Origin of the sequence: Leisingera sp. McT4-56 (assembly GCF_020514995.1) — a bacterium.
Classification (GTDB): domain Bacteria; phylum Pseudomonadota; class Alphaproteobacteria; order Rhodobacterales; family Rhodobacteraceae; genus Leisingera; species Leisingera aquaemixtae_A.
The window spans coordinates 1-24,436 of record NZ_JAJALF010000015.1 but is presented as its reverse complement, the minus strand read 5'-3'; the positions used below and the strand labels follow the sequence as shown (position 1 = coordinate 24,436).

Sequence of the window (24,436 nt, the reverse complement as noted above, 5' to 3'; positions counted from 1 at the left end):
GCCTCAGGGAAATTTGCGGGATCAATCAATCCGCAGGTTAACCCGGTCCGAGCGGCCGGCGCCATCGACAATCACCAGCGAGGAGAAGCCGGGGCCGGGGCTGGGCAGGGAGATCTCGCGCCTGCGCTGGCCGGAGATCACCGGCTGGCCGTTTGCTAGCACCAGAAACGGCGCGGTGCCGCCGCGGAGTTTCAGAGTGAGGTCAGCACCCTCCAGCATCAGCCGGGCGCCTTCGGGCGGGAAGATCAGCTCCGGTGCGTCTGCTGGTTCAGAGAAGGCCGCATCGCGCGGGCGGAAGCGCTGCAAGGGCGGCGGCAGGTCTGCTGAGCTGACGATCAGCGTGGCGGGCGGCGGCGGCGGCAAGGGATCAACTGCGGGTTTCAGGCGGCCGAAGGCCTCAAACAGCACCGGCGCGGCGAGGTCGCCGCCGAAGATGCCTGGCACCGGCGTGCCGTCGGCGCGGCCCATCCAGACGCCGATCACATGGCGCCCGTCCCAGCCGATCGCCCAGGCATCGCGGTGGCCGTATGAGGTGCCGGTCTTATAGGCGATGGTGCCTGCCCGCGCGCCTGCGGGCACCGGCAGCCCGCGCAGGATGTCGGCCACCTGCCAGGCGGCCTCCGGCGAGGTCAGGCGGCCTGCGGGCTGCGGCGCCTCGCCCTGCATTACCCGCAGTTTCGGCCCCCGCCCGCCTGCCGCCAGCCCGGCATAAAGCTGCACCATGTCCTTCAGGCTGATGCCGAGCCCGCCAAGCGACAGCGCCAGGCCCGGGGCACCGCCGGGCAGTTGAGGGCCGGCGCCGCTGGCGCGCAAAGACGCCATCACGCGGGCCGGGCCAAGCTCCTGCGTGAGTTTCACCACGGGGATGTTGAGCGACAGTTGCAGCGCCTCGCGCACCGTTATGTCACCGCGGAACTCGCCGTCGAAGTTCTGCGGCGCATAGCCTGCGAAGTTGACCGGGCCGTCGTGGATCAGGGTTTCGGGATGCGCCAGCCCCTGGTCGAAGGCGAGGCCGTAGATCAGCGGTTTCAGGGTGGAGCCTGGCGAGCGGATGGCCTGTGTCATGTCGACAAAGCCGCGGCGTGTGGCGTCGGAGTAGCCGGGCGAGCCAACAAGAGCCGGCACCTCACCCGTTTGGTGGTCAGCGGCAATGAGGGCAGCGGAGAGATGCGGGCTGGTGCGGACGGCCTCTGCCAGAAGTCTCTCCATCCGCGTCTGCACCGCGCCGTCAAGGGTCAGGCGCAGCTGGCGCTGGCCGGGGTGCCGGGCTGCCACGCGGTCCGCCAGATGCGGCGCTAGGCGCGGGAAGGCGGCCATTTGGTGCGGCAGCGGGGTGCGGCGGGCGGCCTCAGCCTGTTCTGCGCTGAGGATGCCTTGGCGCTGCATCCGCGCCAGAACCCGGTCGCGGGCCTTGTTGGCGGCCTCGGGGAAACGGTCGGGGCGGCGGCGCTCGGGGCTTTGCGGCAGGGCGACCAGCAGCGCGGCTTCTGCAGGCGTCAGGCGCTTCGGCTCCTTGCCGAACCAGCTGTAGGTTGCGGCGCGGATACCCTCTGCCGCACCGCCATAGGGAGCGTGGGTCAGGTACAGGGTGAGTATTTCGTCCTTGCTGAGGCGGCGCTCCAGCGCCAGCGCCACCCGCATCTGGCGCAGTTTACCGGACCAGCGCCCGGTGGTGCCGTCCTCCAGGAGGCGCGCGACCTGCATGGTGAGGGTGGAGCCGCCGGAGACTGTTCTGCCGTGCCATAGCGCTTGGCCCGCGGCGCGCAGGAGGGCGATGGGGTCAACGCCGACATGGGCGCGGAAGCGCTTGTCCTCGTAGCGCAGGAGCATGTCGAGGTAGCGCGGGTCGACATCCGCAGGCTGCACGGCGAGGCGCCAGAGGCCGTTGCCCACGGGGTAGGCGCGCAGCAGCTTGCCGTTGCGGTCGAGGACTTCGGTGGAGACCTCAGCGAGGGTAAGCGGCAGGTTTGTGCGGTCAATCCAGGTGTCGAAGGCGCGATAGGCGGCGAACGTTACTGCAATCAGAACTGCTAGAGCCAAAGCGCTCCATTTTTGCCACTTGCCTGGCCGATAGGCCGGACAGCGCCCGTCCGCCCCCCCGGGCGGGCGATACTCGCCCCCCCGCGGACGGGCAATGCCCTTAGGTCTGTTGAACAGGCGTCTCACCTGACTTCCACACGCCCTGCCGCCGTGCGGGCGCGGTAGGCGGGGCGGTACATGTCCTCGACCGAAGCGGCCGGGTGGTGGAACACGCCCGGTGTCACCGCGCGGACCACATAGGCCAGCGTCACCGCCGAAGCGTCGCGCACATTCAACGCCGCCAGGAAGCGGTCGCTGCGGAATTCGGCGTGTTCAGCCTCTGCCGGGTTCAGCCAGTCAAGGTCGCGCAGGTCGCCGGAGCGCAGCAAGTTGGGGTTGTCGATCTCGAACCCCGCAGGCAGCGGGTCGTTGATCATCAGCCGCGCGCCGGTCTTTTCATGCGGCTTCACCTGCAGGACTGCCACGAAGCGCGCGCCTGCGCTGACAGACTGCGCATCCAGAGGCTGGCCCTCCAGCGAGTAATAGCTGCGCTCGATCGTGTAGCCGAAGCCGCCCGCGGCGGGCGGGACCTCTGGCACGCCGAGCGTGGTGAGGGTGATCTCTGCCGTCCGGCCGCTGGCGGCGGTCAGGGCCAGTTCCGGCGTATCCTGACCGTCTGCGGCTTCAACAAACGGGCCCTGCACGGGCTGGCCGTTGACCAGCAGGTCGGAATCTTCGGGATTATGCGTGAGCGCATGGGCAGCCATCAGGGTCCAGGCGGACTCCTGGGTAGAGCGATAACCGCTGGCGTTCGAAAGCCTTGCTGACAGGCTTGCGCGGTCCACGGCCTCCGATCCGGCCTCTGCCGTCAGCGCCAGAACGCCGGCGGTGTCACGCAGCCTCGTGCCGAAATCGGCGCGCCAGAGACGGGCCTCGTCTCGAGCCTCAGAGGTGATCATCTGCGCGGCGCGGGTAAACATCCGGTCGGCGCGGCGCTGATCGCCATAGGCCGCAAGGGCCGCGCCCAGCTGGGCGGCGGCGAGGGGGGTGGCAAAGGCGTCGCCCTTCACGTCCGCATAGTAGCGCAGGTCGCCCATCTGGGCCGCGCCCTCACGGGCCAGCACCAGGAGGGCATAGGCGATCTCCTCGCCGCCGCTGTCGAAGTCGGGGGCATAGTTGATGCGGTTGCGCAGATTGTCCATTGCCTGGGCAAAGGCCTGCTGCGGCACCGCGTAGCCTTGGGCACGGGCGCGGCTGAGGAAATCGCTGGCATAGGCATCCAGCCAGAACTCGCCGCTGTCGGCGCGCCAGAGACCAAAGGCGCCGGAGGGGGCCTGGCGGGTCAGCACCTGGCGGATGGCGGCGTTGATGCGTTTATCCACCGCCGGGCCATCACCCAGCCCTGCGGCCTGGGCGACAGAACTGAGGTAGAGGAGCGGCAGCGCCTTGGAGGTCACCTGCTCGGTGCAGCCGTAGGGGTACTGGTCCAGCTCCGCCAAGAGGCCCGGCACGTCGAACTTTGCGAGCGGGCCGGAGGAGATGGTGGCCCGGGCGGTGCCGGCGCGCAAGCCAGTGAAAACGTCCTTGCTGAACACGAAGGTGTCGCCGCCTGCGAGGGTGAAGCGGCGGGTCTCAGACGTCACCGGATCATTGGCGCGGACCGGCATCGGCAGGGTCTGCCGCAGGTCCTGTCCGTCCGGGGTGGTGAGGGTGAGGGTCAGTTCATGGTCACCGACGGATTCTGCCGTGACCGGCAGCTCCAGCACTGCCTTGCCCTGCTCTGCCAGGGTGACGGAGGCGGGCAGGCTGCCAAGCGTCAGGCCGCCTGCGGTGGTGGCGGTCAGTTTCATGTCACCCGCGGGGCCGTCGGCATGGACGATTTCAATCCTTGCGCCGCTTTCATCGCCCGGCGCCAGGAAGCGCGGCAGGGAGGCGGTGACCACCACCGGGTCGCGCACCAGCATATCGGCCTCTGCCTGGCCCACGGCCTTGCCCGACCACGCGACTGCCATCAGCCGAACGGTGCCGTTGAAGGCGGGGAGCGTCAGGGGGAACTCCGCCTCGCCACTGGCATCAACTTTCAGCGGGCCGGAGAACAGCGCCACAAGGTCCTGAGTCGGGGGTGGCGATTGCATCTTCATGCCGCCGTCTGCGTCGCCGCCGGAACGGATCCGGCCCATCGCGCCGTTGCCGGGGTCGATGAGGCGGCCGTAGACGTCTCGCAGCTCCATCCCAAGGCGGCGCTGGCCGTAGTAATGCGCGCTGGGATCGGGGCTGGTGAAGCCGGTGAGGTTGAGGATGCCGAGGTCGACGGCGGCCACGGTGAGCCAGACCTCCTCGCCCTCAGCCGCACCGTCCACGCGGAGTTTTGCAACTTGGGTGCCGCGCGGGCGGGTGACTTCGGGGACGTCAATCGCGACCTGCAGCAGCAGGTCAGGCTGGGTGACGCTGGCGTGGGCGAGGCCCAGGGCACGCAGCGGGGTGCGGCCACGGTCGCCAGCCACGGGCTGGATCACGGTTGCCGTCACATAGGCGCCGCTGCCCCAGTCCTGCGTCACCTCCAGCGGTATCACGGTTTCGCCTGCGGGCACTTCCACTGCCATGCGGTGGATCAGATGGTTGGAGACCACCGAGACCAGCGCCGTGCCTGCGGCCTGCGGCACGATGCGCAGGCGGGCGGTGTCGCCGGGAGCGTAGCTCTCGCTATCCAGCGACAGGTCCAGCCGGGCGGGCGTCTCGGTGCTGCCTTCGGGCGCATACCAGCCGGCGTAGAAGTCAAAAGCGGCAGAGGCATATTCGCCGTCGAGGCGTTCCACCACCAGCTCATAGCGGCCCCAATCGACGGGCTGGGAGAGCGGCAGCGGGTCGCTGCCCAGCTGCGCCTCGCCGGTGGCAATCCGGGTTCGGCGGGTAATGGGCTCCCAGTTCCAGTTGCCGTAGAGCTGATACCACTGATAGCGGGTTTCGACCCGGTTCAGGGTCCATTTGACCCGCATTGGCATGGGTTGCAGGTCCGGGGTCAGGGCAATCAGTTCGAAACCCGCCTCGCTGCCTTCTGCCGCGACCTCGTCAAACAGCGGCTTGATGCCGAGGACCGGGCCAGCGGGGCGGACGGGCAGCGCCAGGCTGCGCTCCACCGGGCGGGCAGATCCATCCGCGACGCGGGTGGTGAGGGTGGCCAGCAGCGGCTTGCCCTCTGCCGGGGCGGCGGCGGGGAGGCTGACGGTGAAAGTTGCACTCCCGTCAGGGCCGGTTTCCTGGCCGCCGAAATGTTCGGTCTGGGCCGAGGATGCCTCATCGTAGCGGCCAAAGCGGAAGCCGGGCCACTCACTCAGCGTATTGGCGGCGGTGAGGCGGATGCTGCCCTCCACCTTCAGCCCGGCACCCGGTGCGCCGAACAGGTAATCGGCCTGCAGCGCGATCTGCGCCGCGCCGCCGGGCTGGAGGCTGGCGGCATTCGTAACCTCCTGCTCGAAGTCGATGCGCTCGGGCAGGAAATCCTCGACCAGGATCTGGCGGCTGGCGAGCGTCGGGGCCTTGAGGTCGCTCTTGATCTCGATCCGCCAGGTGCCGCGCGGGGCGGCTGGGCCGGTGGCAAGGGCAAAGACATGGCCGCCCTGATGGCCTGCGGCGGAGGTCTGGCGGGTGTATTCCACCCCGTCCGGGCGCAGCAGGATCGCGGTCAGCGGCAGGCCGTCGATGGCCTGCGCCTTGCTGTCACGGGCCAGGGCGGTCACATGCACGGTTTCACCGGCCCGGAAGGCGCCGCGGGTGGTCGCCAGGAACACATCCACCGGCCCCGGTGCGGGGCGGCCCGAAACGCCGCGGTCGGAGAGGTCAAAGGCGGCATCGTTCAGGGGCAGGAAGGTGAAATCGCCCTCCCCTGCCCGCGCGGTGATCAGTGCCGGGGCCGCGCCGCCGGTGCCGCGGGTAAGGCCGGGGGCAAAATGCACATGGCCGCTGGCGTCGCTGGTTGCGCTTGCCAGCACTTCGTTGGCGGCGGAGATCAGGCTGACCTCGGCGCCCTCATGCGGTTTCGCATCCGCCAGTGCCTGCACCTGCACATGGAGGCCATCGCTGCCGGACATGGTGGAAAGGCCGAGGCCGGTCAGCACGAACCACTGGGTGGCGCCGGCATCGTCATAGGGATCAGCGCCCGGCACCCGGGCGGTCAGCGCGTAAAGCCCCGGTTTTTGCCCATTTAGAGCCTGATCCAGCGGCAGTCGGCTGGTCATCACCTGGTTGATGGCGGTGTCCACTTCGGCGCTGCCGGTCCAGATTTCCTCGGCAATATTTTCAGCGAAATGCTCATCCTCCCACTGGGAGAGCGGCTTGGCAAAGTACCCCTCCTGCAGGGTGCGCAGCACGTTGCGGCTGCTGACCCGGCGCAGGCGCAGGTCCAGTTCCGTCAGGTTCACGGTTTCCACCGGCAGCGCCGCCTGGCCGCCTGCGGGCAGCACATAGGCGCGGCCCGGGAAGCGGACCTGCGGGGCGCGGTCGCGGACGTAATGGGTCAGCTCCACGTCCTTATAGAGCTGTTCGCCGCTGGCCGCGGGCAAGCCGCGGCGCAGGGTCAGGCGGTAGCGCTTGCCGTGTTCCACTCCGTCAAGGCACAGTTGGCGGCCCTGGGCAGTGACGGCGAGGCTCGCCTCGGGCAGGCGGACGTAATTTTCGTAATCGGTGCCGGCCTGTTCCAGGTCTTCCGAGAACTCGGCGCAGATGCGCGGCGCGGCGCTGTCGCTTTCAACCGTGCTGGTGAGAACGCGGAAGCCGTATTTGGCAATGGCATCCTCCAGCTGCGCGGCGCGGGCGGCATCCGGCGCGATGTCCTGCGCCAGCCGCAACAGCGGCAGCATGGCACGGCCGCGTGCCTGCAGTTCCTGCACCCTGGCGGCGGCTGCCAGCGCCTCGGCCTGCGCGGCTGGGTCCGCGGCCCGCAGATAGCCGTTCAGCGCCGCGGCATAGGCCTGCGACCGGTAGCGACGCTGCTGGCTGCGGCTGCTGCTGTCCTTGGCGGCGCGCAGCAGGTAGCCGGAAAATGAAGTCCAGTCCGCGGCCGCGTCGCTCAGCACCACCGCCTGCGCCATCCAGCGCAGGGCGCCGTGGGAATCACCCTCCCGCAGCCGGGCGCGGGCGGCGGCGCGGGCCTCTGCCGCGTCCGCCGCGGCCAGCGGGTAATCCAGCCCGAGGCTGCGGGCAAAGCCCGAGGCACGCTGCAGATCCTGTTCTGGCAGGAAATCCAGCCGCGCGGCGCGAGAGGCCGCCGCCGCTGCCAGCCCGCCCGCAGCGGGCTGTTTCACCGCCGAGACGGCGCCCGCGTAGGGGCTGGATTGCGCCAGCGCCGATTTCGGGAAGCAGGCGTTTGCCTTTTGGTTGAAGACGAAGCCTGCGCAGTCTGCCTGGGCTGAACAGGCGCGGGCGCAGGAGGCCACGTCGGTATCAAACAGCGGCTGCAGGTCGGAGCCGAAGAAATCGGTATCCGCATAAGACTGGTAGCGGAATCCGGGAACCGCCGGACCTGCCCAGGCTGCAGGGAAAACCGCAAAAAATGCAAAAATATAGAGAAAAGCAGAAGCAAACAGACGCGGCATGGCACCCTCCAATACTGGAGGCAGGCTGGCACGGGCTTAACGTCATAGCAAGATTCCTCAGCGTAACAATAAGGCAGAGCAGCCCTGCTGCCTTTGCGTGCGGAATTAGCCGCGCGCCGTACTTGTTTATGTATTGCGGAGTGCGCAGGGATGAGCCTTGCCGACAAATTAGCGGAAGAAAGGCGCGCCCGCCTGGCCGCCGAACGGCTGCTTGAGCTGAAGCAGGCCGAACTGTCCGCTGCCAACCGCAAACTGGGCCGCCACGCGCTGGCCCTGACCAAGCAGATCGGCCAGACCCAGGCGGAAGTCGCCACGGTCCGCGACGAGAACGCCAAGGTAAAATCCGACCTCAACACCGCCAACGAGAAAATCGAGACGGCCGAACGGCGGCTGTGGCATTCGATCCAGGCCTTTCAGGACGGCTTTGCCTTTTTTGACGCGGCCGGCATCCTGATCGGCGCAAACACCGCGTACCTCAATATCTTTGACGGGCTGGAAGAGGTCACCCCCGGGGTCTCCTATAACCGGATCCTGCAGCTGCTGGCCGAGGAAGGGCTGATCAATACCGGCGAACTGGACCCGGAAGCCTGGTGCTGCATGATGAACAGCCGCTGGCAATCGGACGCGCCGGAACCGGTGGTGGTGCAGTTATGGGATGAACGCTATCTGCGGCTGATCGACCAGCGCGGCCACGGCGGCGACATGGTCACGCTGGCGCTCGATATCACCTCCACCGTGCGCTACGAGATCGAACTGCAGGAGGCCCGCGCCCGCGCCGAGGCGGCGAACCGCGCCAAATCCGCCTTCCTCGCCAATATGAGCCATGAGATCCGCACCCCGATGAACGGCGTGGTCGGCATGGCGGAGCTGCTGAACGATACCGAACTGGACGACGAGCAGCGGCTTTATGCCAATACCATCAAGAATTCGGGTGAGGCGCTGCTGGTCATCATCAATGACGTGCTCGACTATTCCAAGATCGAGGCCGACAAGCTGGAACTGCATCCGGAAGTCTTCGACCTGGAGCGCAGCCTGCACGAGGTGGTGATGCTGCTGCAGCCGAGCGCCCGGGACAAGGGGCTGGCGCTGCTGGTCGATTACGATCTGTTCCTGCCGACCCGTTTCACCGGCGATCCGGGCCGCATCCGCCAGGTGCTGACCAACCTGGCGGGCAATGCGGTGAAGTTCACCCGCGAGGGCCATGTCACCCTGCGGGTGACCGGCATCTCCTCACCCGACGACAGGCATTACGCGGTGCATGTCACCATTGAGGACACCGGCATCGGCATCCCGGCCGACAAGGTTGACCACGTGTTCGGCGAGTTCAACCAGGTTGAGGACGACCGCAACCGCAAGTTCGAGGGCACCGGCCTTGGGCTGGCGATTTCCAAGCGGCTGATCGAGATGATGGGCGGCGAGATCTGGGTTGACAGCGAAGAGGGCAAGGGCTCCTGCTTCGGCTTTCGCCTGCCGCTGCCGGCCGAAAGCGCGGCGGAACAGGCGCTGCCGAAACTGCCCGGCGCGCTGCGCCATGTGCTGATTGTGGACGATGTGCCGCTCAACTGCGAAATCCTGCAGAAGCATCTGCTGATGCTGGGGATCCAGGTCACCACCGCCGGCACCGCCGCCGCCGCGCTGGCGGCTATGCAGGACGGCATCAACCTGGTGATCAGCGGCCACAACCTGCCGGGGCTGGACGGGCTGCAGCTGGCCCGGGACCTCAAGTCTGGCGGCTGGGACGGGGTGCCGGTGCTGCTGCTGAACTCCAGCCCGCAGGCCGCCATCGACACGGAGGCCCGCCAGCTGGTGAGCGGCGTGCTGCAAAGCCCGGCGCCGCGCGACGATCTGTTCAGCCAGCTGGCCCGGCTGGGCAGCCTGGCAGAGGCGCCGGCGCAAGCGCTGGCGCCGCCGTGGGCGGCCCCGGCAGTGCAGGAGCCCGCCCCCGGGCCGGCAACGCCGCTGGCGCCCGCGCCGCTGCCGCCAGCCGCCGCGGCAGAGCCCGGAATCCGCAGAATGCGGGTGCTGGCAGCCGAAGACAACAAGACCAACCAGCTGGTGTTCCGCAAGATCGTGAAGGAGCTGAACATCGATCTCAGGTTTGCCGGCAACGGGCTGGAGGCGGTGGAAGCGTTCAAGAACTTCCATCCGGACCTGATTTTCATGGACATCTCGATGCCGATGATGGACGGCAAGGAAGCCACCGCAGAGATCCGCAAGATCGAGGCCGGGGCCGGGGCGGGCGGGCATGTCCCGATCGTGGCCCTGACTGCCCATGCAATGGCCGGCGATTCAGAAGGCATCCTGGCTGCCGGACTGGACCATTACCTGACCAAACCGCTGCGCAAGGCCCTGATCCACGACAAGATCCGCACTTATGCGCCCGCCGGCACCCAGCCGCTGGACGACGACGAGGACCCGGCTCCCGCGGCGGCAGGCGCTTTCTGAGCAGCGGGCTTCCGGCCGGGCTGCCGGCAGGTCCGGACCGGAGGCTCAACCGGAAACGTGCATCCGATGCGGATTGCGCCGCTGGCGGTGAAAGCGGCCTCTGGCAGCAGGGGCCGCGAGAGTTCCGGATTGTTCCGGCGCTGCTGCCATTACCCCTGCGGATAGGACCGGCCCAACCGGGACGGTGCATTCCTTGAATGTGCCGGAGCGGGCGGGAGCTGCTCCCTTGCCGCGGCTCAGGCCTTGCGCAGGAAGACAGGCTTGTCCGGCTCCGACATCTGCGGCTGGTAGGCATAGCCGCCGGCATCGAAGTCCTTGAGGCTTTCGCTATCCGTCAGCCGGTGCTGGATGATGTACCGGGCCATCGCGCCGCGGGCGCGTTTGGCATAGAAGCTCACCACCTTGGGGGTGCCGTTCTTGTCTTCCATGAACACCGGGGTGACCACCCGCAGCTTCAGCGCCGCCAGATCCACGGCGCCGAAATATTCCTGGCTGGCGCAGTTCACCAGCACCTCCGCACCCACGGCCTCTCCTTGCGCATTCAGCGCGTCCGAGATCTTGCTCCCCCAGAACTCATAGAGGTTCTTGCCGCGCAGGTTTTTCAGGCGCGAACCCATTTCCAGCCGGTAGGGCTGCATCGCGTCCAGCGGCCGCAGCACGCCGTAAAGCCCTGACAGGATGCGGTAATGCTCCTGCGCCCAGGCCATTTCCTCGGGGTCCAGCGAGGCCGCTTCCAGCCCCTGGTAGGTGTCGCCGGCAAAGGCCAGCGCCGCCGGGCGGGTGGCGTCAGCTTTCGGGTCGGCGGCAAAGTCCTGGAAGCGGGCGTGGTTCAGTTTGGCCAGATCCTCGCTGATGTGCATCAGCTTCATCAGATCCGCCACCGATTGTTCGCGGGCCACCTCAGCCAGCGCCACCGCATCGTTATGCAGCGCGGGCCAAGTCATTTCCTGATCCCGTTCCGCCCAGTCCAGCTTCTTGGCCGGAGAGGTTACTACCAGCATGTCTGCCCCCAAATTTTACTAGCCCGGTTTCTTGGTGCGACCCTAGCCCGCGCCGCGCAGGACGTCCAGAAACGCCGCCGCGAAACGTTCAGCGCGGCGCTCCCCCAGCAGCCTTGTGATGCCGGCCTCGTCGCCTTCGCGCAGCTGCGCCACCTTTGCCAGCAGCGAGGCCGAGCAGGTCAAGGGCTTCAGGGTGCCGCATTCGCCGCGCGCCAGCTGCGCCTGCACTTCCAAAAGCCCGTCATAAACGGAGCCGGAATTGCGCCCCGCCAGCTTGCGTCTTGCGGGATGCAGCTGTTCCGCCGCACCGGTGATCACGCTCAGGAAATCATCGCCGTAGCGTTCCAGCTTCTTGGCGCCGACGCCGCTGATGCGCGCCATCTGGTCCAGGGTTTCCGGGCGCTGCTCGGCCATCTCGATCAGGGTGCGGTCCGGAAAGATTACATAGGCCGGCACTTTCTGCGCCTCAGCCAGCGCCCGGCGCTTGGCCTTGAGCGCGGAGAGGAGCGGCGCGTCCTCCTCGGAGACCAGCGCCTTGACCGCCGGGCGGCGGTCGGCGGACTTGATGGTGTCGCGGCGCAGGTCGATGGACTGCTCGCCGCGCAGGATCGGCAGCGCCGCCTCGGTAAAGCGCAGGGCGCCGTGGCGTTCCGGGTCGGGGCGCAACAGGTCGTGGCCCATCATCTGCCGGAACACCGCCTGCCACTGGCGCTTGCCGAATTCCTTGCCGCAGCCATAGACCGACAGCTCGTCATGGCGCTTGGCACGGATGCGGTCGTTGTCGGCGCCCAAAAGGATGTCGATCAGATGACCGGAGCCGAACCATTCCTCTGTCCGCAGAACTGCCGACAGCGCCTTTCGCACCACGGTGGTGCCGTCGAACACATCGGCGGGCGTGTCGCAGAGGTCGCAATTGCCGCACGGCTCGGCCTCTTCGCCAAAGTAGCCCAGCAGTTTCTGGCGGCGGCAGTGCAGCGCCTCGGCGAGGCCTAACAGCGCATTCAGGCGGGCGTGGTCGGCGGCGCGGCGTTCAGGCGGGGCGAGGCCCTCGTCGATCTGGGCGCGGCGCAGGCGGATGTCGTCGGGGCCGAACAGGGTAAGGGTTTCGGCTGGCGCGCCGTCGCGGCCGGCGCGGCCGATTTCCTGGTAATAGGCTTCGATTGATTTCGGCAGGTCGGCATGGGCGACCCAGCGGATGTCGGGCTTGTCGATGCCCATACCGAACGCAACTGTGGCGACCACGATCAGGCCGTCCTCGCGCGCGAAACGGGTTTCGACGATGCGGCGGTCCTCGGCCTCCATGCCGCCGTGGTAGAAACAGGCGGAATGGCCCGCTTCGCGCAGCGCGGCAGACAGCGCCTCTGTCTTGGCGCGGGTGCCGCAGTAGACGATGCCGGACTGGCCCTTGCGCGCGGCGGCGAAGTCCAGGATCTGGCGGCGCGGGCTGTACTTGGCGCCGAAGGCCAAATGGATATTGGGCCGGTCAAAGCCGCGCAGGAAGCTGCGGGGGGCTTCGCCGTCGAACAGTTTCTGGACGATTTCTTCCCGGGTTTCCTGGTCGGCTGTTGCGGTGAAGGCGGCCAGCGGCACGTCCAGGGCGCGGCGCAGCTCGCCGATGCGCAGGTAGTCGGGGCGGAAGTCATGGCCCCATTGGCTTACGCAATGCGCCTCGTCCACTGCAATCAGGCTTACGCCGATGCGGCGCAGCATGCCCATCGCAGCGCCGGAGGCGAGGCGTTCGGGGGCCATGTAAAGGAGCTTGAGCCGCCCGGCCTCGATCGCCTGCCAGACCTGTTCGGTCTCCTCATCCGTGTTGCCGGAGGTGAGGGCGCCTGCATTCACGCCGGCCTCCTGCAACGCGCGGACCTGGTCGCGCATCAGCGCAATGAGCGGGGAGATCACCACGGTGATGCCGTCGCGCAGCAGCGCGGGCAGCTGGTAGCACAGCGACTTGCCGCCGCCGGTGGGCATGATCGCCAGCACGTTTTCCCCTGCGGTCACGGCGTCGACGATTTCCTCCTGCCCCGGGCGGAAGGCGTCAAAGCCGAAGATCTCGCGCAGGATCGGGGACGCGCCAGTCAGTTGTGCCGGGGATGCCGGGGCTGTCATGGGGGCGGTGTGCCTTGTTGTGGTGGTCTGCTCTTGCTTGGCAGGCACAATCCCACAGGTGGCATGGGGCGGCAAGGGGGAGAGGGGTTTCAGAAACTATCAATCAACTCCGCCCGGCCGATAGGCCGGGCAGCGCCCGTCCGCCCCCATGGGCGGGCGTGCTCAGCCCTTGCATGGAAAATCAAGTCAGTAGAACGCCGAGACGTTGTTCACCAGGATGATGCGCAGCGCGTAGACCGCGATCAAAACCACCAGCGGCGCCAAGTCGATGCCGCCCATGTTGGGCATAAACCGGCGCACCGGCGCATAGAGCGGCTCCAATATCCGGTTCAGCCCGTACCAGATCTGCGCCACCAGCTGCTGGTGCAGGTTCAGGACCTGGAAGTTGATCAGCCAGCTCATGATCACATGGGCAATGATGAAGAACCAGACAATGTCCAGGATCAGCATCAAGATTTGGAACAGCGAGACCATCTGTAATTTCCTCTTTCGAACAGCCACACAGGTAAGCAGACGCAATGAAATGCGCAAGGCTTCCGCGAGGTTGCGGTTGACGCGCTGTAAACGGGTGGCATCACAGGCACATGCCATCAAGGAGCGCGCGCCGATGTACCCGATTGTCCGACTGATCAAGGATACCGTTCTGGCCAGCCGGATGGAGCGGCTGCCGATCACCGGCATGCATGTCTCGAGCCACATCTGCTGGCCCTGGGACCTGGACATGTGGATGGAGCTGAACAACGGCCGCACCATGACGCTCTATGACCTGGGCCGCACCATGCTGGCGCAGCGGGTCGGGCTGATCCGCTGCCTGCGGCAGCAGCACTGGGGGCTGACGGTGGCAGGGTCTTCGGTCCGCTACCGCCGGCGCATCCGCGGTTTCGAGAAATTCGATATGCGCAGCCGCACCGCGGGCTGGGATGAAAAATTCATCTATGTCGAGCAGTCGATGTGGAAGGCAAACGGCGACTGCGCCAGCCATGTGATGCTGCGCACAGCGGTGACGGACCGGAACGGCATCGTGCCGCCCGCGCGGGTGCTGCAGGCGCTGGGGCAGGACACGGCGCCCTCGCCGGAACTGCCCGGGTGGATCAAGGACTGGTGCGCGGCGGATGGCGGCCGGCCCTGGCCGCCGATGCAGGACGGGCTTGCCTAGGCCCCTGCCCGCCTGCCATACCTGAAGGCAACTATAAAAAGAGGCCGGGTATGCAGCAGGTATCCATGCGCAAGCGCATCTGGGGATGGTGGTTCTTCGACTGGGCCAGCCAGCCCTACCACACCCTGCTGGTCACCTTTGTTTTCAGCCCGTTCTTTGCCGCCGTGGCGGCGGAGCATTTCCTCGGACAGGGTTTGGACGGCGAGGCCGCCAAGGCGCAGGCTCAGACCGTGTGGTCGCTGTGCCTGACCGGGACCGGGCTGATCATCGGCTTCGGCGCACCCTTCATGGGGGCGCTGGCCGATATCTCCGGGCGGCGGCGGCCCTGGATCATGATGTTTTCGCTGATGTATGTGCTGGGCGCCTGGGGGCTGTGGCACATGGATCCCGCGGGCAGCAACCTGTGGTGGATGCTGATCAGTTTCGGTTTCGGCTTCATCGGCGCGGAGTTCGCGCTGATCTTCGTCAACGCGCAGCTGCCGTCGCTGGCCAGCAAGGAGGACGTCGGCAATGTCTCGGGCTCCGGCTTTGCCTTTGGCTACCTCGGCGGGGTGATTTCGCTGTTCATCATGCTGCTGTTGTTTGTCGAACAGGCCAGCGGCAGGACCCTGATCGGCCTCAGCCCGCTGTTCGGCCTGGATGCGGAGGCGCGCGAAGGCACCCGCGCCGTCGGCCCCTTCACCGCGCTGTGGTTTGCCGTCTTCATGATCCCCTATTTCCTGTGGGTGCGCGAAGGCCGCGCCACCGGCCAGCGCGGCACGCTGGGCCAGGCGGTGGCGCTGGTGGTGCAATCGGTGAAGAACCTGCGCAACCGGGTGAGCCTCGCCAGCTACCTCGGCTCCTCCATGCTGTACCGCGATGCGCTGAACGGGCTTTACGGCTTTGGCGGCGTCTATGCCAAGCTGGTGCTGGGCTGGCAGATCACCCTCATTGGCGTCTTTGGTATCGTGGCAGCGCTGGCGGCCACGATCTTCTGCTGGATCGGCGGCAAGGCAGACCGCGAATACGGGCCGAAACCGGTGATCATCACCTCCATCCTGGTGCTGAGCTGTGTCTGCCTGACCATCGTCAGCATGTCGCGCGAACAGATATTCGGCATCGCCCTGCCGGAAGGCTCCAAGCTGCCGGATGCAGTGTTCTTTGGCTGCGGCGTGCTGATCGGCGGCTTTGGCGGCATCCTGCAATCCGCCAGCCGCAGCCTGATGGTGCGCCACACCGACCCGGCCAAGGCGACCGAGAGTTTCGGCCTTTACGGCCTGTCAGGGCGCGCCACCGCGTTTCTGGCGCCGATGCTGATCGGCGTTGCAACAACTGTCACCGGCAGCGCCCGGCTGGGGATCACCCCGGTCATCGGCCTGTTTCTGATCGGATTGGTACTGTTATTCTGGGTTCAAGGAGAAGGAGATCAGGGTTGAGACTGTTACTTGCCATCTGTCTGGCGGTTGCGGGATTAAGTGTTCCGGCAAGCGCGCAGACCCCCGCGAAGGCGCTGTTCGGGGCCAAGCCCAGTGCCTCGCAGCAAAAACCCGCGCCGTTCGGCTCCTACGCCAAGGGCTGCGTCGCCGGGGCAGAGCAGCTGCCGGAAACCGGACCCACCTGGCAGGCGATGCGGCTGAGCCGCAACCGCAACTGGGGCCACCCGGCGGCGATCGATTTCGTCAAGGACCTGAGCCGCGAGGCCGCAAAACAGCGCGGCTGGAAGGGGCTTTATATCGGTGACATCAGCCAGCCGCGCGGCGGGCCGATGCTGTCGGGCCACCGCAGCCACCAAATCGGACTGGACATCGACATCTGGATGCGGCCGCCGGACCGGCTGAACCTCAGCCGCAGCGCCCGCGAGAACATCTCTTCGATCTCGATGCGCCGCGCCAATGGCGCCTATGTCAACGGCAGCTGGACGCGGGCGCATCACGAGATCCTCAAGGCGGCCGCGCAGGACAAGCGGGTGGCGCGGATCTTCGTCTTTCCCGGCGCCAAGGTGCAGATGTGCAATGACGAGAAAGGCGACCGCCGCTGGCTGCGCAAGATCCGACCCTGGTGGGGGCACCACTACCACTTCCATGTGCGGCTCAACTGCCCGCGCGGCGCCCGCGGCTGCGTCGATCAGGCGGCCCCGCCCAAGGGCGACGGCTGCGCCGATGCCCGGCAATGGGTGCACAACATTCTGAACCCGCCGCCGCCGAAACCGGTTGACCCGAACGCCCCGAAGCCTAAACCGAGACGGGACTACACCCTTTCGGACCTGCCCAATCAATGCGCTGCCGTTCTGCGATCAAACTGACCCTGGCTGTAGCCGCCGCTGCCGGAATTGCGGCGGCGGCCATCGCGGCCAACCGCCCCGTTGCGGCGGCAAGCACGGCACAGTACCTGGGCAGCTACACCTGGAAGCTGAAACAGCCCTGGTTCGGCGGCTTTTCCGCGCTGAAGATCAGCGGGGGCGGCACCGAGATGACGGTGCTGAGCGACCGCGCCACGCTTGTGACAACCGATATCGAACGCCGCCAGGGCCGGATTTCCAGCATTGCCGCGCGCGCCGCCCACGGGCTGCGCTCCTCTGCCGGCAGGATCCTGCGCGGTGCTGCCGGCGACAGCGAAGGCCTTGCCATCGGACCGGACGGCAGCCGTTACATCTCCTTTGAGGGCTCCGCGCGGGTGGCCCGCTACCGCGATGGGCAGGACCGGGCCAAGGTGCTGCCGCGGCCCAAGGCGTTCCGCAAGCTGCCGCTCAACAAGTCGCTGGAGACACTGGCGATCGATTCCCGCGGCCGCCTCTACACCCTGCCGGAACGCGCCTATGACAAGCAGGGACAGATCCCGGTCTGGCGCTGGAACGGCCGCCGCTGGAGCCGGCCCTTCAGCCTGCCGCCGCGCGGCGGTTTCCTGCCGGTGGATGCGGATTTCGGCCCCGACGGGCGGTTCTACCTGCTGGAGCGGGACCTGACCCTGCTGGGCTTCCGCAGCCGACTGCGCCGCTGGGACATCACCGCCGCAGGCCCGACCAACGAGACGCTGCTGCTGCAGACCGGCCCCGGCACCCACGACAACCTCGAAGGCCTGTCGGTCTGGGCCGGCGAAAACGGCCAACTGCACGCCACCATGATCTCGGACGACAATTTCCTGCCGGTGCAGCGCACCGAGTTGGTGGAATACGCCCTGCCCCGCTGACACCCGCGCGCGCTGCGGCAGCGGCGCCCGGCCCAACCGCAAGGGGCATCCCCCAATGCGCCGGCGCGGGCGGGAACCTTTCCCGGCCTGGAAAACTTGCAGGCAGGATCCCAGCGGGATAAAGGGGCCGGTCTTTTGCAGCCGCGGAGATCTTTTCCGCGCCCCGAAACAAACGGACCCGACCGATGACCCGCTCGCATATTCCCGGCATTCTTGCCATGGCCGCCGTGGTGGTGGCCTCCAACGTCCTGGTGCAATTCCTGTTCGGCGACTGGCTGACCTGGGGCGCCTTCACCTATCCGGTGGCTTTCCTTGTGACCGACGTGATGAACCGCGTCTATGGCGCGGCAGCGGCGCGCCAGGTGGTGATGGCCGGGTTCATCACCGGGGTGGCCTGTTCATTGATCGGCACCCAGATCACGCTGCAGGGCGATGGTTTCACCTACCCGGCGGTGACCCTGCGCATTGCGCTCGGCTCTGGCCTGGCGTTCCTGACGGCGCAGATGCTGGACGTCGCGGTGTTCTCGGCCCTGCGCGAGGGGAGCTGGTGGCGGGCGCCGCTGGCCTCCACCCTGATCGGTTCCTCGGTCGATACCGCAATCTTCTTCTCTGTCGCCTTTTCCGTCTCGCTCGCCTGGATCGACCCGTCCAATGATGTGTCCTGGGCGGGCGACATGCTGCCCCTGATCGGGCAGGGTCCCGTGGTGCCCTACTGGGTCTCGCTGGCCTTTGCCGATTGGCTGGTGAAACTGTCGCTGGCGCTGCTCGCGCTTGTGCCCTTCCGCATCATCGTGCGTTCGTTAACCAAGAAGGCCACATGATTTTGTTTTGACATTGGCCGAATCTGTGGCAGGCTGAACTTACACGAAACATCAGAAAGGAGGTGCCCATTGTCTAGAGAAGCTATGGAGAGCAGTGCCGGAACAGTTCAGAAGGAGTGCGGCCGAGGCAGCCCTTGGTACGTATAGATCACTGAATTGGTGCTGACCTAACCGGTGCACCTCCTATCATCTCGAAGGGCTGTTCCCCGCGTGTGGAACAGCCCTTTCGATTTTAAGAACCCGTTTAAGAACCCCGGCCGCAAACCAGCAGAACCATGATCCGCATCAACGAGAACATCACCCTGCAGGACTGGGAAATGACCGAGAGCTTCATCCGCGCCTCGGGTCCCGGCGGGCAGAATGTGAACAAGGTGGCAACCGCGGTGGAGCTGCGGTTCGAGGCCGCCCGCTCACCGGCGCTGGCGCCTGCGGTCAAATCGCGGCTGAAGCGGCTGGCCGGGCGGCGGTGGACCAAGGAAGGCGCGATCATCCTGCAATGCGACGAGACCCGCTCGCAGCAGCGGAACCGCGAAATCGTGCGCGAGCGGCTGGCGGAGCTGGTGCGCAAGGCGCTGGTGGCACCCAAGCGGCGGATCGCCACCAAGCCCACCCGCGGCTCGGTCAAGCGGCGGCTGGAAGCCAAGAAGCAGCGCGGCGAGCTGAAAGCGACGCGCGGTAAGATCGACCCGGATTGATCCGGCCTTGTTCCGGGGATTGCACCCGCCATCCTCTCCGCCCATGCTGACGCCAGGCAAATCGGGAGGATATACCATGCGGCTGGCAGGAAAGACCGCCATCGTGACAGGCGGCGCTTCGGGCTTTGGCGCCGGGATAACCCGCAAGTTCCTGGCGGAAGGCGCCCGGGTGATGATCGCCGACATCAACACCACCGCGGCAGAGGCGATGGCGGCGGAACTGGGCAGCAATGCCATTGCGCAGACCGTGGATGTCTCTGACCGCGCCTCGGTCACTGCGATGGCAGAGGCGGCGCTGGCAGCCTTCGGGCATCTCGACATCCTCGTCAACAATGCAGGCGTCACCCATCTGCCCGCGCCGCTGGAGGAGATCAGCGAGGAGGATTTCGACCGGGTTCTGGGCGTCAACGTCAAATCCGTCTACCTCACTGCACGCGCCCTGGTGCCGCATATGAAGGCCAGGAAGGCGGGCGCGATCCTCAATGTCGCCTCCACCGCCGGCGTGTCGCCGCGCCCCAACCTCAACTGGTACAACGCCTCCAAGGGCTGGATGATCACCGCCACCAAGACGATGGCGGTGGAGCTGGCGCCGCATGGGGTGCGGGTAAATGCGATCAACCCGGTGGCGGGGGAAACGCCGCTCTTGAAATCCTTCATGGGTGAGGACACCCCGGAGATGCGCGCCAAGTTCCTGTCCACCATCCCGATCGGCCGGTTTTCAACGCCGGAGGACATGGGCAATGCTGCCTGTTTCCTGTGTTCGGATGAGGCCAGCATGGTGACCGGCGTTGCGATGGAAGTGGACGGCGGGCGCTGCATCTAGCCTCCCTGTTTTCATCTTTCCGGAAAATACTCCCGCCGGAGGCAGCGCGCGCCAGCGCGCTTTAATTGAGAAGGACCAATCGGCATGCTCCCCGGCCCCAGAAACCTGATCACCGACGTGCCCGGCCTGCTGGTCGGCAACGCCCAGGATGCGGCGCTGAAATCCGGCACCACGGTGCTGACCGCGGACGCGCCCTTTACTGCGTCGGTGCATGTGATGGGCGGCGCACCGGGCACCCGGGAGACCGATCTGCTGGCGCCCGACAAATCCGTCGCTAGGATCGACGCGCTGGTGCTGTCGGGCGGCTCTGCCTTTGGCTTGGATGCCTGTTCGGGGGTGATGGACGCGCTGCATGCTGCAGACCGGGGCTTTCCGGTTGGTCCGGCGCGGGTGCCGCTGGTGCCGGGCGCGATCCTCTTCGATCTCTTGAACGGCGGGGACAAGGCATGGAAAGAAAATCCCTACCGCGCGTTGGGCCGGGCGGCCTTTGAGGCGGCGGCGGAGGAATTCGAACTTGGCACCGCCGGTGCCGGCACCGGCGCGCTGACCGCAATGCTGAAAGGCGGGCTGGGCTCTGCCTCGCTGGTGCTGGACAGCGGCGTCACAGTGGGGGCGCTGGTGGCCGCCAATCCGCTCGGCGCTGTCACCACGCCGGGGGAGCGGCATTTCTGGGCCGCGCCGTTTGAGATTGGCGATGAGTTCGGCGGGATTGGCCCCGATCCCGCGGCGGGACTGGGCCGCAGCATGGACAGCCGCAAGATCGAGGCCATCCAGAAACTGGCGGGCGCCCCGCTGCCGCCGGAGCGTGCCAATACCACTATTGCCATCGTTGCCACCGATGCCGCACTGACCAAGGCGCAATGCCAGCGGCTGGCCGCCGTGGCGCATGACGGCATCGGCCGTGCCATTGTCCCGGCCCACTCTCCCGGCGACGGTGATCTGGTCTTTGCCGCCAGCACCGGCGCGCGAAGGCTGGAGGCACCGGACGCGGAGCTGGGCCTGCTCTGCCATGCCGCGGCCCTGTGTCTCAGCCGCGCTATAGCCCGTGCCGTCTGTCTCGCCCGCCCGGAGCCGGGCGATCTGCTGCCCTGCTGGTCCGCGCCTTGAAACGCTGCGGCATCCTGCCGGAATTTGATGCGCGTCAAACTGCCGGTTGACACTGCGGGCTATTGGACCATGAGTCACACCTGCCAACTCAAACCTGGAGCAAGCAATATGAAACCTCTTATGACCGCCGCTATTTTCGGCCTCCTCGCCACCCCCGCCCTTGCCGAAGGTGACCCGGCAGCTGGCGAGAAGGGGTTCAACAAATGCAAATCCTGCCACACTGTGGTTTCGGATAGCGGCGACGTGATCGTAAAAGGCGGCAAGACCGGCCCGAACCTGTGGGGCCTGGCCGGCCGTCAGGCAGGCACCGTTGAAGGCTTCAAATACGGTGAAGACCTGGTCGCGGCGGGTGAAGCCGGCTTGGTCTGGGATGAAGAAAAGTTCGTCGCCTTCACCACTGATCCCAAGACCTTCCTGCAAGAGCAAACCGGCAACGCCAAAGCCAAATCGAAAATGTCCTTCCGCCTGAAGAAGGGCGGCGAGGATATCTTTGCCTTCCTGGCCAGCCACGGACCGGCACCGGCTGAAGGCGCCGCAGCTGAGGAAGGCGCAGAAGCCGCCACCGAATAAGCGCTGAAACCGGCAAAACCGGATTGGAAGCCGCGGCATTTTCGCCGCGGCTTTTCGCGTAATTGCTTTCCGTGCCGGCAATCGTTAGCGGTAGTTGCTATACCTGCCGGAATGCGGCAGGCCGCAGAACAAAAACCGTCACGGACACAGCATGAGCCACATGATCCCCGCCTGGGTGAACGGTGAACTGACCCCGGTCGACAAGCTGGCCGCGCATGAGCGCGGGCTGAAACACAAGGCGGTCTCCGTCTTTGTGGTGAAGGGCGTGGAAATCCTGATGCAGCGGCGGGCGATGGGGAAATACCATACCCCCGGCCTGTGGGCGAACACCTGCTGCACCCATCCGAAATGGGATGAACAGCCCTCGGCCTGCGCAGTGCGAAGGATGAACGAGGAACTGGGGCTGACCGGCCTCTACCCCGAATTCCGCCACCACCTGGAATACCACGCCGATGTCGGCAACGGCCTGGTCGAACATGAAGCAGTGGATGTGTTCCTGGCCCATGCCCACCGGCCGCTGCGGATTGCCGCCAACCCGGATGAGGTGATGGAGACCCGCTGGGTCGATTACCACGACCTGCTGGCCGAGGTGAGCCGCCATCCCGAGCGCTTCACCCCGTGGCTGAAGATCTACCTGCACAACTACGCCGACGTGATCTTTGGACCCGACCTGATCATCGCCGGGCGGCGCTGACCTCTTTATCTTCCCTGCCCGCTTGCCCCGCCCTGCACGCCGTGGTTATCTGCGCGCGCAAATAGGGAGTATGCTTATCATGTCCATCCTCATCGCCGGCGGCGGCATTGCCGGGCTGACCCTGGGGCTCACGCTGCATCAGATCGGGGTGCCGTTCCGCATCTTTGAAGCGGCACAGGAGCTGAAGCCGATGGGGGTTGGCATCAACCTGCAGCCAAACGCGGTTCGGGAGCTGTCCGATCTGGGGCTGGAGGCGGAACTGGACGCAATCGGCGTCAGGACCCGGCAGTTGGGGTTCTACAGCAAGCTGGGCAGAACGATCTGGGAGGAGCCACGCGGCACCGGCGCGGGCTATGCTTGGCCGCAGTATTCGGTGCACCGGGGCGAATTGCAGATGATGCTCTACCGTGCGCTGGCAGAGCGTGCCGGTGCGGACTGCATCGAGACCGGCGCGCGGGCGGCGGGGTTTGAAAACACGGGCAATGGTGCCGCGTTGCTGCTGGCGGACGGGCGGCGGATCGAAGGCAGCCTGGTTATCGCGGCGGATGGCATCCACTCTACCCTGCGCGCGCAGATGGTGCCGGATGAGGGGGCGCCCATCTGGACCGGCCGTATCCTGTGGCGGGCCACGACCCGGGCGCCCACCTTCAAAGGCGGCGCGGCGATGGCGATGATCGGGCACGACCACCTGCGGCTGGTGGCCTACCCGATCTCACACCCGGATGGTGATGACCGCGTCATGATGAACTGGATTGCGGAAAAGAGCTTTGATCCCTCTGCCCCTTGGCGGAAGGAAGACTGGAACCGGCCTGCGGACATCCAGGATTTCCTGCCGGATTTCGAGGATTGGCAGTTTGATTGGATCGATGTGCCGGCCCTGATCCGCGGCGCGGAGGCGGTCTATGAATACCCGATGGTGGACCGCGATCCGCTGGCGCGCTGGACCCATGGCATCGTGACCCTGATGGGCGACGCCGCGCATCCGACCTACCCGGTGGGGTCAAACGGCGCCAGCCAGGCCATTGTGGACTCACGGGTGATCGGCGCCAAGCTGCTGGAGCACGGGGTCACATCCGCCGCGCTCAAGGCTTACGAGACAGAAGTGCGCCCGGTCACAACAGCGGTGGGTCTGGCCAACCGAGCGGGCGGCGGGCCGGACGGGGTGCTGCAGCGGGTCGAGGATCTTTGCGGTGGAGACTTTGCAGACATCAGCGAGGTGATCCCGCAGGCGGAACTGGCCGCCCATGCTGCCAAATACAAATCGATTGCGGGCTTCTCCATCGAAGAACTGAACACCCGCCCCGCAACCATCCCGGCAGGCGCAACCGTAACCTAGGGCACGGCTGCCCTTAAATCGCTTCTCAGCAAAAAGAGAACGCCGCGCAAAGCGCGGCGCCACGCCCAACTGTGCGGCCCATTCTGTGAATGGGCAGGAGCAGGCGGGAGTGCCTTGCCCTGCCCTATTTCACAGAGGTCAGACTCCGATCACCGCCTGCACCGCGTGCTGCCAGCGCCCGTAGGCCGCCTCGCGCGCGGCGGGCTGCATCAGCGGCACGAACTGGCGGTCGAGCTTCCAGGTGTCGGCAAAGCCGGTTTGATCCGGATAGATCCCGGCCCGCATCCCCGCCAGCCAGGCAGCGCCCAGTGCGGTGGTTTCCTGCATCACCGGGCGGTCGACGGCAGCACCTAGAAGGTCCGACAGGCTCTGCATCGTCCAGTCGCTGGCGCTCATGCCGCCATCGACGCGCAGGGTCACGGTATGGTGGCTGTCGTCCTCCCAGTCGGCGCGCATCGCTTCATAGAGATCGCGGGTCTGGTAGGCGACGCTTTGCAGCGCGGCGCGGGCGAATTCCGCCGGGCCGGAATTGCGGGTGAGGCCGAACATGCCGCCGCGGCACTCCGGCTCCCAATAGGGCGCGCCGAGGCCCGTGAAGGCGGGCACCAGGATCACGTCCTGGCCCGGGTCGGCGCGCAACGCCAGCTCGCCCGATTCCGACGCCTGTTCGATGATCCCCAGCCCGTCGCGCAGCCATTGCACCGCGGCACCGGCGATGAAAATCGAGCCTTCCAGCGCATAGGTCGGCTTGCCGTCCAGCTGATAGGCGATGGTGGTCAGCATCCGGTTCTTGGACACCACCGGCTCATCCCCGGTGTTCAAGAGCGCAAAACACCCTGTCCCGTAGGTGGACTTCATCATCCCCGGCTGGAAACAGGCCTGGCCGATGGTGGCCGCCTGCTGG

General features: G+C 66.6%; 18 protein-coding genes. 12 read left to right on the top strand and 6 right to left on the bottom strand.

The window, feature by feature from the left end; all coding sequences use genetic code 11:
• Positions 1 to 21 precede the first annotated feature (21 nt).
• Together pbpC and LHL23_RS15785 are read right to left on the bottom strand one after the other, a co-directional pair.
• Positions 22 to 2,040: a penicillin-binding protein 1C gene (gene pbpC, locus LHL23_RS15790; protein WP_226430605.1), complete on the bottom strand. Its 2,019-nt coding sequence runs from the start codon at positions 2,038 to 2,040 to the stop codon at positions 22 to 24.
• 122 nt (positions 2,041 to 2,162) lie between these two features.
• Positions 2,163 to 7,610, bottom strand: a complete 5,448-nt coding sequence (locus LHL23_RS15785; RefSeq protein WP_226430604.1) for an alpha-2-macroglobulin family protein — start codon at positions 7,608 to 7,610, stop codon at positions 2,163 to 2,165.
• A 150-nt stretch (positions 7,611 to 7,760) separates the two neighbouring features.
• On the opposite strand from LHL23_RS15785, the gene LHL23_RS15780 reads away from it, so the two are divergent.
• A complete protein-coding gene (locus LHL23_RS15780; protein ID WP_226430603.1) occupies positions 7,761 to 10,055 on the top strand; it encodes a response regulator in 2,295 nt (764 codons plus the stop codon).
• A 236-nt stretch (positions 10,056 to 10,291) separates the two neighbouring features.
• Here LHL23_RS15780 and yaaA read toward each other — a convergent pair whose 3' ends face one another.
• From yaaA to LHL23_RS15765, 3 genes are all read right to left on the bottom strand, one after another.
• Positions 10,292 to 11,056, bottom strand: a complete 765-nt coding sequence (gene yaaA / locus LHL23_RS15775; RefSeq protein ID WP_226430602.1) for a peroxide stress protein YaaA — start codon at positions 11,054 to 11,056, stop codon at positions 10,292 to 10,294.
• 42 nt (positions 11,057 to 11,098) lie between these two features.
• Complete coding sequence (recQ, locus tag LHL23_RS15770; RefSeq protein ID WP_226430601.1) at positions 11,099 to 13,165, bottom strand: DNA helicase RecQ; 2,067 nt, start codon at positions 13,163 to 13,165, stop codon at positions 11,099 to 11,101.
• 186 nt (positions 13,166 to 13,351) lie between these two features.
• The gene (locus LHL23_RS15765) at positions 13,352 to 13,639 is read right to left on the bottom strand and encodes a YggT family protein (protein WP_222476462.1); all 288 of its coding nucleotides are present in this window, start codon (positions 13,637 to 13,639) and stop codon (positions 13,352 to 13,354) included.
• A gap of 133 nt (positions 13,640 to 13,772) precedes the next feature.
• Here LHL23_RS15765 and LHL23_RS15760 point away from each other — a divergent pair, with 133 nt between their 5' ends.
• The 11 genes from LHL23_RS15760 (at position 13,773) to LHL23_RS15710 (ending at position 23,532) form a co-directional block, all read left to right on the top strand.
• On the top strand, positions 13,773 to 14,321 hold the full coding sequence (locus LHL23_RS15760; protein ID WP_226430664.1) for an acyl-CoA thioesterase: 549 nt from the start codon (positions 13,773 to 13,775) through the stop codon (positions 14,319 to 14,321).
• Positions 14,322 to 14,371: 50 nt separating this feature from the next.
• Positions 14,372 to 15,736, top strand: a complete 1,365-nt coding sequence (locus LHL23_RS15755; protein WP_226430600.1) for an MFS transporter — start codon at positions 14,372 to 14,374, stop codon at positions 15,734 to 15,736.
• Positions 15,733 to 16,602, top strand: a complete 870-nt coding sequence (gene mepA, locus LHL23_RS15750; protein WP_413229481.1) for a penicillin-insensitive murein endopeptidase — start codon at positions 15,733 to 15,735, stop codon at positions 16,600 to 16,602. The genes LHL23_RS15755 and mepA overlap by 4 nt, the downstream gene beginning before the upstream one ends.
• Positions 16,575 to 17,486 (top strand): esterase-like activity of phytase family protein, encoded by a 912-nt coding sequence (locus LHL23_RS15745; protein WP_226430599.1) that lies wholly within the window; start codon positions 16,575 to 16,577, stop codon positions 17,484 to 17,486. The genes mepA and LHL23_RS15745 overlap by 28 nt, the downstream gene beginning before the upstream one ends.
• Before the next feature lie 185 nt (positions 17,487 to 17,671).
• Positions 17,672 to 18,307 carry a queuosine precursor transporter gene (locus LHL23_RS15740; protein ID WP_226430598.1) on the top strand — a complete coding sequence of 212 codons (636 nt, stop codon included), beginning with the start codon at positions 17,672 to 17,674 and terminating at the stop codon, positions 18,305 to 18,307.
• 275 nt (positions 18,308 to 18,582) lie between these two features.
• Positions 18,583 to 19,002, top strand: a complete 420-nt coding sequence (arfB, locus tag LHL23_RS15735) for an alternative ribosome rescue aminoacyl-tRNA hydrolase ArfB (protein WP_222476475.1) — start codon at positions 18,583 to 18,585, stop codon at positions 19,000 to 19,002.
• Between the two features lie 76 nt (positions 19,003 to 19,078).
• Positions 19,079 to 19,825: an SDR family oxidoreductase gene (locus LHL23_RS15730; protein WP_226430597.1), complete on the top strand. Its 747-nt coding sequence runs from the start codon at positions 19,079 to 19,081 to the stop codon at positions 19,823 to 19,825.
• A gap of 84 nt (positions 19,826 to 19,909) precedes the next feature.
• Entirely contained in the window at positions 19,910 to 20,932 is a 1,023-nt protein-coding gene (locus tag LHL23_RS15725; protein ID WP_226430596.1) for a P1 family peptidase, read from the top strand.
• A 108-nt stretch (positions 20,933 to 21,040) separates the two neighbouring features.
• Positions 21,041 to 21,502 (top strand): c-type cytochrome, encoded by a 462-nt coding sequence (locus LHL23_RS15720; protein ID WP_226430595.1) that lies wholly within the window; start codon positions 21,041 to 21,043, stop codon positions 21,500 to 21,502.
• Between the two features lie 151 nt (positions 21,503 to 21,653).
• Positions 21,654 to 22,196, top strand: a complete 543-nt coding sequence (gene idi / locus LHL23_RS15715) for an isopentenyl-diphosphate Delta-isomerase (protein WP_222476480.1) — start codon at positions 21,654 to 21,656, stop codon at positions 22,194 to 22,196.
• 79 nt (positions 22,197 to 22,275) lie between these two features.
• A complete protein-coding gene (locus LHL23_RS15710; RefSeq protein WP_226430594.1) occupies positions 22,276 to 23,532 on the top strand; it encodes a flavin-dependent oxidoreductase in 1,257 nt (418 codons plus the stop codon).
• A 138-nt stretch (positions 23,533 to 23,670) separates the two neighbouring features.
• On the opposite strand, the gene LHL23_RS15705 is transcribed toward LHL23_RS15710, so the two are convergent.
• Positions 23,671 to 24,436 (bottom strand): FGGY family carbohydrate kinase (locus LHL23_RS15705; RefSeq protein ID WP_264181257.1); only part of this gene is annotated, 766 nt, incomplete at its 5' end.